The 8,949-nt window shown below is 63.5% G+C and carries 10 protein-coding genes and 1 pseudogene; 2 read left to right on the top strand and 9 right to left on the bottom strand.

The features are described 5' to 3' along the window. Both WBB95_RS19995 and WBB95_RS19990 read right to left on the bottom strand, forming a co-directional pair. Positions 1-305, bottom strand: a pseudogene (locus WBB95_RS19995) (ribonucleotide-diphosphate reductase subunit beta); the annotation flags it as partial. A gap of 323 nt (positions 306-628) precedes the next feature. Continuing rightward, a complete protein-coding gene (locus WBB95_RS19990; protein WP_424489154.1) occupies positions 629-1,732 on the bottom strand; it encodes an alanine racemase in 1,104 nt (367 codons plus the stop codon). Positions 1,733-1,802: 70 nt separating this feature from the next. Between WBB95_RS19990 and WBB95_RS19985 the strand changes: the two genes are divergently transcribed. Then, on the top strand, positions 1,803-2,429 hold the full coding sequence (locus WBB95_RS19985; protein WP_424489153.1) for a helix-turn-helix transcriptional regulator: 627 nt from the start codon (positions 1,803-1,805) through the stop codon (positions 2,427-2,429). Here WBB95_RS19985 and WBB95_RS19980 read toward each other — a convergent pair. Together WBB95_RS19980 and WBB95_RS19975 are read right to left on the bottom strand one after the other, a co-directional pair. Further along, entirely contained in the window at positions 2,417-2,797 is a 381-nt protein-coding gene (locus WBB95_RS19980) for a RidA family protein (protein WP_424489152.1), read from the bottom strand. The two genes, WBB95_RS19985 and WBB95_RS19980, sit on opposite strands and share 13 nt — an antisense overlap. Continuing rightward, on the bottom strand, positions 2,794-3,759 hold the full coding sequence (locus WBB95_RS19975; RefSeq protein ID WP_424489151.1) for a threo-3-hydroxy-L-aspartate ammonia-lyase: 966 nt from the start codon (positions 3,757-3,759) through the stop codon (positions 2,794-2,796). The genes WBB95_RS19980 and WBB95_RS19975 overlap by 4 nt, the downstream gene beginning before the upstream one ends. A 120-nt stretch (positions 3,760-3,879) precedes the next feature. Between WBB95_RS19975 and WBB95_RS19970 the strand changes: the two genes are divergently transcribed. Beyond that, complete coding sequence (locus WBB95_RS19970) at positions 3,880-4,500, top strand: LpxA family transferase (protein WP_424489150.1); 621 nt, start codon at positions 3,880-3,882, stop codon at positions 4,498-4,500. Here the strand turns inward: WBB95_RS19970 and WBB95_RS19965 are convergent. The 5 genes from WBB95_RS19965 to aldA form a co-directional block, all read right to left on the bottom strand. Then, positions 4,487-5,257 carry an SDR family NAD(P)-dependent oxidoreductase gene (locus WBB95_RS19965; RefSeq protein WP_424489149.1) on the bottom strand — a complete coding sequence of 257 codons (771 nt, stop codon included), beginning with the start codon at positions 5,255-5,257 and terminating at the stop codon, positions 4,487-4,489. The genes WBB95_RS19970 and WBB95_RS19965 overlap by 14 nt on opposite strands. Positions 5,258-5,285: 28 nt before the next feature. Then, positions 5,286-6,344 (bottom strand): L-rhamnose/proton symporter RhaT, encoded by a 1,059-nt coding sequence (gene rhaT / locus WBB95_RS19960; protein ID WP_424489148.1) that lies wholly within the window; start codon positions 6,342-6,344, stop codon positions 5,286-5,288. A 40-nt stretch (positions 6,345-6,384) separates the two neighbouring features. Continuing rightward, a complete protein-coding gene (rhaM, locus tag WBB95_RS19955) occupies positions 6,385-6,705 on the bottom strand; it encodes an L-rhamnose mutarotase (protein WP_424489147.1) in 321 nt (106 codons plus the stop codon). Further along, complete coding sequence (locus tag WBB95_RS19950; protein ID WP_424489146.1) at positions 6,705-7,586, bottom strand: amidohydrolase family protein; 882 nt, start codon at positions 7,584-7,586, stop codon at positions 6,705-6,707. Before WBB95_RS19950 ends, rhaM begins: the two co-directional genes overlap by 1 nt. Before the next feature lie 69 nt (positions 7,587-7,655). After that, a partial coding sequence (aldA, locus tag WBB95_RS19945; protein ID WP_424489145.1) for an aldehyde dehydrogenase occupies positions 7,656-8,949 on the bottom strand: 1,294 nt, incomplete at its 5' end.

Below are 8,949 nucleotides of genomic sequence, written 5' to 3'. Positions count from 1 at the left end.
TTGAAGGGCACGAGTTGGTTGAGGTCGGCGCGGCAGTTGATCATGCGCTTTTCGTCAACGGCGACGCGGGCGGCGGAGCCTTCCAGCTCGGCGAGGCCTTCGGCGACGTCGAGGCTGTCCAAGGCGGCCTTGGCGCGCTTGATGGCGGCGGAGTCATTGGCGGTCACGTGACGGGCTTCCAACGCGGCAGCGGCACCGGCACCGTCGAGGCGATCCATGTTGGCTTCGCTCGCGTGGCCGGCGTTGGCGCCCCTGATCACCGCTGCACCGGTGTCTTCGTTGTCGACTTCATCCCAACTCAGCATTGAAATACTCCTTCCTGGTCTGTTCTGACGGCGTATGAAGCCGTCCAAAAATATACGGTTTGCAGGCTACTCGGCATTGAAATGCTGCGCGTAGTGTGGTCGGTAAATACCGATACTGCACACTATGTAGTGGTCTGTTTTGTTTGTGGGCACACTATATGGTGTGTAACAAGGATGGTCAACGCACAAGATATGCGGTCCAGCGTCGCTGCCTGGCGCTCAATCCGAAAAACTCACGGCCCCATGACGCTTAAGGACGACCACCGTTTTCGCCGCGAACCGGCAGGCGGCATCCAGCGCGTCGGAGGCAGGAGGGTATTCGCCTACCAGCCGCGCAGGCGTTCCCACGGCTGGGTGTCGCCATTTTCCAGCAAGGCGTAATAAGTGCCGAACTGGGTGCCGGTTGCGCACGCATGGTTGGGCAGGATGCGCAGGCGCGTGCCCAAGGGGAATTGCGCAGTGACATCCACCTGGCCGGTGTCGAACTGCGCCACGCCGTGCTCCTGGTTGGCGCTGCTCAATAACAACCCCTCGATCACCCCACCCTGTTCATCGCACACCTGCCCATAACCGAAATCGCGCTTTTGCGCCTGCGTGCCACGGTCGCGGCTCATGGCCATCCAGCCCGCATCGGTGATGATCCAGCCTTTTTCCGCTTGATGACCGATCACCGTGGTCAGCACGCTCAAGGCCAGCTCATCGATGCGGCACACGCCAATGTTGTGCATCACCAAGTCGAAAAACGCATAGACCCCGGCGCGCAATTCAGTCACGCCGTCCAGGTTTGCGGCTGACAGGGCCGTGGGCGTGGAGCCGACACTGACCTGATCACAGCGCAAGCCCGCCGAACGAATGCGTTGCGCGGCCTCGACGCAGCGCGCACGTTCCTGTTCCGCGATCGCCTGCAGCGCGTCGGTGGCATCCAGGCCGTAGCTTTCGCCGGCATGGGTCAATACGCCGGTGAGGCTGTCGCCAAGCCGGCGCGCGATCTCCAGCAGTAACGGGTCGTGTGGCTTGACCCCGGAGCGGTGGCCGTCGCAATCGATCTCGATCATCACGGCAAAGGTCTCCTCGTGCTGATCGCCAAAGTCGACGATGGCCTGGGCGCCGGCGAGGCTGTCGGTGATCAGTGTCAAGGCGCACCCGCGGCGACGCAGGGCCAGGGCCTGGGGCAGTTTGTGCGGCGCCATGGCGACGGCATAAAGAATGTCGCGAACACCCTGGTCGAAGCAATACTCAGCCTCTTTGAGCGTTGAAACGGTGACGCCATGCGCCCCGGCAGCGACCTGCGCGGCCACCACTTCAGCGCATTTATGGGTTTTGACATGCGGGCGCAAGCGCACGCCCAAGTCGTTGGCGCGCTGTTGCATGCGCTGGATATTGCGCTGCATTTTCACCACATCAAGCAGTGCGGCTGGGGTGTCCATGGTTAAAACTCCACAATGAGGGACAGTGGCCAAATTGACGGCCTGTCCAGGACTGGATATGTTGTCTTGCATGAAAAAGACCTCTCCCGAAGACACCACCCTGATCAGCCAGCTCGAGCAGATTGCCGAGGGGTTGAGCAAAACCTTCAGCCCCTTCTGCGAAGTGGTGCTGCATGATTTGCGCGACCCGCAGCACGCGATCCTGGCCATCCATAACAACCTTTCGGGGCGTGCGCCCGGCGACCCGGCCACCGAGTTGGGGCTGGCGCGAATTGCCGACCCCGAGTACCCGCAGATCATCGCCAATTACCAGAACCAGTTCAGCGATGGCCGCCAGGTCAAGAGCACCTCGATCGGCATCAAGGATGCCAGCGGCACGTACGTCGCGGCGTTGTGCATGAACGTCGATCTCTCGTTGTTCCGGGGCTTGCAGGGCCTGTTGGAGCAATTTGGTTCGGTCAGCGGCGACCAGCCCCACGAGTCTCTTGACCCCACAGGTGCCGACGCTATTCGCGCCCGCATCGACCTGTTCGCCGCACGCCTGGCAACCACACCGCGCGCGCTCAAAACCGCCGACCGCCGCGTGCTCATGCAAGAGCTCAAGGACTCAGGCTGCATGGACGTGCGCCGGGCCATGGAAACCGTGGCTTCGCACCTGGGCGTGTCGCGCGCGGCGGTTTACACCTACGCCAAGTAACGCGCCACGGCGTCGATTTCGACCAGGTACCCGTGATGCAACTCCGGCACCGGCACCACTGCGCGTGCCGGTCGATGCGCGCCCAGCGCGGCGGCGTACACGCGGTCGAATTCCGGCCAGTGAGTGACCCCGACCACATACACCGTGACTTTCACCAGGTCTTCGGGCGAGCCGCCCGCCGCGTGCAAAATCGCCAGCAGGTTATCCAGTGCCACCTGAGCCTGTTCGGCAAACGACGCGGTCAGGTGATGCTGCCCGTCCGCGCTGATTGGCAATTGCCCGGAGATGTACAGCGTATCGCCGTGGTGGATGGCCTGGGAGTAATGCCCGGCGGGTGGCGAGGCCGTTGGGGTGTGAATGATCCTCATGGCGCCTCGCTGAGCAGGGTGGCGTAGTTCTGGGTATCGACATTGCCGCCGGTCACGATAATGCCCACGCGCTGGCCCTTGAAGCGCTGCCCCAGTTGGCGCAACGCCGCCAGGCCCAGGCAGCCGGTGGGCTCGACGACCATTTTCATGCGCTGCATAAAGAACTTCATCGACGCCACCAGCTCGGCATCCGAGACGGTAAGGATGTCGTTCACCAGGTCCCGGATGATCGGGAAGGTGTAGTCGCCCAGGTGCTGGGTCTGTGCGCCGTCGGCGATGGTCGCCGGGGTGTCGATGTGTACGATGTGACCGCTGCGGAACGAGCGCTGGCCGTCGTTGCCCGCTTCGGGCTCAACGCCGAACAGTTGGCATTCCGGCGACAGTGCGCGGGTTGATAACGCGGTGCCCGACAGCATGCCACCGCCCCCAAGGCCGACGAACAGCGCGTCCAGGGGGCCGGTGAACTCCAGCAATTCCTTGGCGGCGGTGCCTTGGCCGGCGAGGATGTGCGGGTGGTCATAGGGCGGGATCAGGGTCATGCCGTGTTCAACCGCCAGCGTGCGGCCGATCTGCTCGCGGTCCTCGGTGAAACGGTCGTACAGCACCACGCGCGCGCCGTAGCCACGGGTGGCCGCCACCTTGGCCGCAGGCGCATCAGTGGGCATCACGATGGTTGCCGGCATGCCCAGCAGGTTCGCCGCCAGCGCAATGCCCTGGGCGTGGTTGCCGGAAGAAAAGGCCACCACGCCCGCCTTGCGCTGTTGCTCGTCAAACCGCGACAAGGCATTGAACGCCCCACGGAACTTGAAGGAGCCCGTGCGTTGGAGGTGCTCGCATTTGATGAAGACCTGGGCGCCGGTTTCGGCATCCAGCGTGCGCGAGGTGAACACCGGCGTGGTGTGGGCGAAGCCTTGCAGGCGTTGAGCGGCGTCGATGACGTCGTGGTAAGTCGGCAATTGCATGGACGGACCTCGTTGGCGTTTGTGGATAAAATATCCATAAAGAGACAAATAGTAAAGTTCCGTTTTCGCCCGCTTGCATGCTAGCGTTTCGAGCTTCGCCAGCGCCTGGAGGGTTCAACGATGATTCGACTGGATGACTACATTGCCAACTTTTCCCACTCCCCGTTGGCGCCTTGGGCCGACTTGATGCCTTGGGAACTGGCGACCCAGGCACCGGCGATTGTTCGTCAGATGCTGGCTGAACTGCCGCAGGACGAGTACAGCATTCAAGACGAAATTGCCGTCCACCGCACGGCCACGGTCGAGGCGGGCGCCGTGCTGAAGGGGCCGCTGATCATCGGGGCGCAGTGTTTTGTTGCCAGTGGTGCATTGCTGCGCGGCGGTTGCTGGGTGGATGCGCACTGCATCATTGGCCCGGGTGCGGAGCTGAAGACGTCCTTTGTATTCAGGGGCAGCAAGCTGGCGCATTTCAACTTTGTCGGCGACTCGGTGCTGGGCCACGGGATCAATCTGGAAGCCGGGAGCATCGTCGCCAACTACCGCAACGAGCGGGTGGAAAAAGAGATTCAGGTACGTGTCGACGGCCAGTTGCAGCGCACCGGCTGCGACAAGTTCGGCGCCTTGCTGGGTGATCAGTGCCGCATCGGCGCCAATGCGGTGTTGGCGCCGGGTGCGGTCTTGCCACCTGCCAGCGTGGTAGGGCGCGGGCAGGTGCGCGATGACGAACTTACTGCAAGTTGACGAACAAGCCGCCATCGACCAGCAGCGAGGCGCCGGTGACATAACGCGCCATGTCCGAGGCAAGAAACACGATAGGCCCGGCGACGTCGTCCGGTTCACCCAACCGGCCCAACGGGGTGCGTGAGGTCATGTAGGCGAGTTTTTCCGCATCGGCCAGGTCTTCCTTGTTGATGTCGGTGGCGATGGTGCCGGGCAGTACCGAGTTGCAGCGAATCCCGTAAGGGCCCAAGGCAATTGCGCAGGATTGCATCAACGAATGCAGCCCGGCCTTGGTCGGCGTGTAGTGGGTCTGCATGCCGCCGCCCACCAGGGCGCTGATGGAGCTGACGGCGATGATCGCGCCGCCACGGCCCTGGTTTTTCATCTGGTTGGCCGCTGCCTGCACGGCGAAGTAGGCGCCGTTGAGGTTGGTGTTGACGGTCTTCAGGTAGACCTCGCGCGGCATGTCGAGGAATGAGTGGAACGGGCAGATCCCGGCATTGTTGACGAACACATCGACACTGCCGAAAGCGTTGACCGCGCCGGCCACCAGCGCGTCGCCGGTGTCCGGGTCGGCGGCGTCGCCGCCTACTTCGATGGCCTGGCCGCCGAAAGCCTTGATCTCTTCGATCAATGAATACGCGGCTTCGGTGCCTTGAGCGCTGCCACTGTGGCCGATCACCACGCGGGCGCCCTGGCGTGCGCATTCACGGGCGGCGGCGCGGCCGATGCCACGGGAGGCGCCGGTGATGATCACGGTTTTGTCTGCTAACAACATAAGGTGACTCCTTGAATAATAAGCGGCTTCAGCCGAGGTAATTGCCGTAACCGACCATGGCGATGGCGCCGAGGATCACCGCGATGCCCGTCACCAGTACGGCCTTGTTGGCGGCGCTGGTGCCCTGCCATTCGCGAAAGTACAGGCCCCAACAGTTGGACACGATGATGATGAAGGACATGTGCAGCACCCATGAGCTTGCATCGTTCTGCAGGCGGCTTTCGCCCATGCCATAGAAGAAAAACTGCAGGAACCACAGCGTGCCCGCGACGGCCACCAGCAGGTAATTACGCAGCAGGGGCGTGCTGCGGTCGGTGTAGTTGGAGAAGGTGCGGTTGCGCCAGTTCAGCCACAGGCACCAGAGGCCGTTGGTGGTCAAACCGCCCCACATGATCACCATGAACGTGACGTTATTCTGGAACAGGCTGTTGGCGCCATGTTCAACCGCCGCAGCGGCGAGCGGGCGGCCGGCGGAGATGCCGTAGCTGAAGCAGGCACTCAATACACCGGAAATAACCGCCACCAGCATGCCCTTGGGCACGGAAAACTCGCTGATGCTGGCGAACTTCACGGCCTCGGGCACTTCGCGCTCCTTGATCAGCCCGGCCTTGCCACACACGGCGATGCCCACCAGCGAAATGGCCACGCCCCACAACACCCAGTGCCCACCCTGGGAGGCCAGCATCGAGGTCAGCGTGCCTTCGGTGGCATCGGTAAACAGGTCGCGGTAGAGGGCCGGCATCAACGCGCCGAGGGCCGAGGTCAGGCCCAGCACCAGCGACATGCCGAGTGACAGGCCGAGGTAGCGCATGGTCAGGCCGAAGGTCAGCCCGCCAATGCCCCACAGCACGCCGAACAGGTACGTCCAGAGCAGAGTGCTGGTGTCGGCATTGCGCAGGATCTCCATCCAGCCGGGCACGGTCAGCTGTGCGGCTATCAACGGCACGATCAGCCAGGACACCAGGCCGCCGCTGATCCAGTAGCTTTCCCAGGCCCAGCCGCGGACTTTTTTGTAGGGGATGTAAAAACTGCCGGAGGCGAAGCCGCCGATGAAGTGCAGAATCACACCGAAAAGAATGATTTCCACGGGGTCGAATCCTTTTTATTGTTGGGGTGAGTCAGTGGGTTCAGGCGCGCACCAGGCTGAACATCGGCAGCAGGTCGACGCTGATGGGCGACGCATCCGGGTGGCTGGGCATGATGTCTTGCATGTGCTGCCACCAACGCTGCATCAAGGCCGTGCCGGGCAGGTCATCCAGGCCATGGGCGTCTTCATGGACCAGCACCGCAAACAGCGCATTCGCGGGCTCATCGAGGAAGATCCGGTAGTCCACGACACCGGCCGCCAGCAGGGCTTCGGCCAGCTCCGGCCAGAGCGCGTCGTGGCGCCGACGGTACTCATCCGCCTGGCCAGGGTTGAGGTTCATGCGAAAGGCGCGCGTCTGCATTACAGCGCTCCATGGCGATGCGCCGGGGTGTAGACCCGCACCGCGTTGTGCACGAAAAACTTGGCCTGCACCGCCTCGGGTTTATCCGCCATGCAGTTCTTCACCAGGCCCAACGTGGTGGCGAAATTCGCCAGGTGGTCGCTGTTGGGCCAGTCGCTGCCGAAGAAGCAACGGTCTTCGCCGAAGGCCTCCCACAGCACGGCCAGGCGGTCGTTGTAGAACGCCGCGTCAGTGATCAGTCCGTGCGGCCCCACCTGGGGGATTTCTGCCAGCTTGGCGAACACATTCGGCCGTTCGGCAAGGCGCAACAGGTCAGCGTGGTAAGCCGCTTCTTCACCGGCGGGCACCTGCGCATTGGGCAAGTGGTCGACGATGATCCGCAGTTGCGGCAGTGCATCGCTCAGGTGCAGCAGGCCTTTGATCAGGCGCGGGTCGGGGTTGGCGCTGTCCAGGCTGCGTCCGCACGCGACCAGGTCGCGCAAACCGTCGATGAAGCCTGGGCGGGCCTGGTCCAGCAGCAGGTCGCGGTCCCACAGGTTGCCGTAGCGCAGGCCGAGGAACAGCGGCTCATTGGCCAGCGCGTCGAGGTCGGCGGCAAACGTTGCCTCACGTGGGTCGAGGTTGCCGACGAACCCGAGCATGCCGGGCACGTTTCGCAGGGTTTCAAGCAGCCAGCGGTTGTCGCCACGGCACGGGCTGGCTTCCACGGCGATGGCGCCGATCACATGGTGTTCACGCGCGATTGCCCAGTAGTCCGCCGGCAAGTGCGCGGCGTACAAACGGTTGCCGGGCTCCGGCCACGGGATGCCTTCGGGGCGATGCGGGTCGAACAGGTGCAGGTGGCTGTCGATTATCGGGCCGCTGTAGGGGCTCAGGGGCATGGCGCAGTCCTTGTCTTGGCGTTCAGGGAAAGGCCCGCACGCTATCGCGCCGGGCCACGGTTCACCACCTCAGCTCTGCAGGTACACCACGTGCGTGTGGGTGTATTCATACAGGCCGTGCTTGCCGTCGGCACCGCCGACCCCGGATTTGCGCACGCCTGCATGGAAACCCTGCATGGCTTCGAAGTTCTCGCGGTTGACGTAGGTTTCGCCAAAATCAATCTCGCGCACCGCGTGCATGGCCTTGCCCAGGTCACGGGTGTAGATCGACGACGTCAGGCCGTACTCGCAGTCATTGGCCAGGGCGATGGCTTCGTCGAGGTCGTCGACGACCTGGATCGGCAGCACCGGGCCGAAGATCTCTTCGCGCATGATCTGCATGTCGGCGCGGCAGCCAGCCAATACGGTGGGCTGGAAGTGAAAGCCGGCGCCGAGGTCGGCTATCCGGCCGCCGCTGACCAGGCTTGCGCCCTGGCTCAAGGCCGTGCGGACCTTGCGGTCGACGCTGTCCAGGCCCTGACGGTTGATCAGCGGGCCCATTTCCACATCGGCCTGGGCGATCGGGTCGCCGTAGCGGGTGGCCGACATGGCCGCGCTGATGCGCTCGATGAATTGGTCGGCGACTTTGCGCTCCACGTACACGCGCTCGGCGCAGTTGCAGACCTGGCCGGTGTTGATGATCCGCGAGTCACGAATGGCCCTGACCGCGAGGTCGAGGTCAGCGTCCGCCAGCACGATGGCCGGCGCCTTGCCGCCCAACTCCAGGTTGAGCTTGGTGATGTTCGGCGCTGCCGCCGTCATGATCCGCGAACCGGTGGCGACGCTGCCGGTGAAACTGATCATGTCGACGCCCTTGTGCGCGGTGAGTGCGCCGCCGACCTGGCCGTCGCCACAGACCACGTTGAAGACCCCGGCGGGCAGGTCGGTTTCAGCCACCAGCTTGGCGAATTCGAAGCAGTTGTTGGGGGTTTCTTCGCTGGGCTTGATCACGATGGTGTTGCCGGTCAGCAGCGCCGGGGCCATCTTGCGGGCGATCAGGAAGAACGGGAAATTCCACGGCAGGATCCCCGCCACCACGCCCAGAGGTTTGCGAAACAGAAAGATGTTTTCGTTGGGGCGGTCGCTGGTGATGATCTCGCCTTCGATGCGGCGCGCCCACTCGGCCATGTAGTCGAGGTAGTCGGCGGTGAAATTGACTTCGACCTCGGCCAGACCGCTGATTTTGCCTTGCTCAAGGGTAATGGTGCGGGCGAGGTGCGCGACGTTTTCGCGCAACTTGCCGGCGATGCGCCGCAGGTGCCCGGCACGCTCGATCGCGGGTTTGCGGCCCCAGTCCTTTTGCGCGCTACGAGCGGCGTTCAGG

The sequence above is a fragment of the Pseudomonas sp. genome, from assembly GCF_049645325.1.
Lineage (GTDB): Bacteria > Pseudomonadota > Gammaproteobacteria > Pseudomonadales > Pseudomonadaceae > Aquipseudomonas.
The sequence above is the reverse complement of the archived record's forward strand: the minus strand, read 5'-3'. Positions and strand labels throughout refer to the sequence as shown.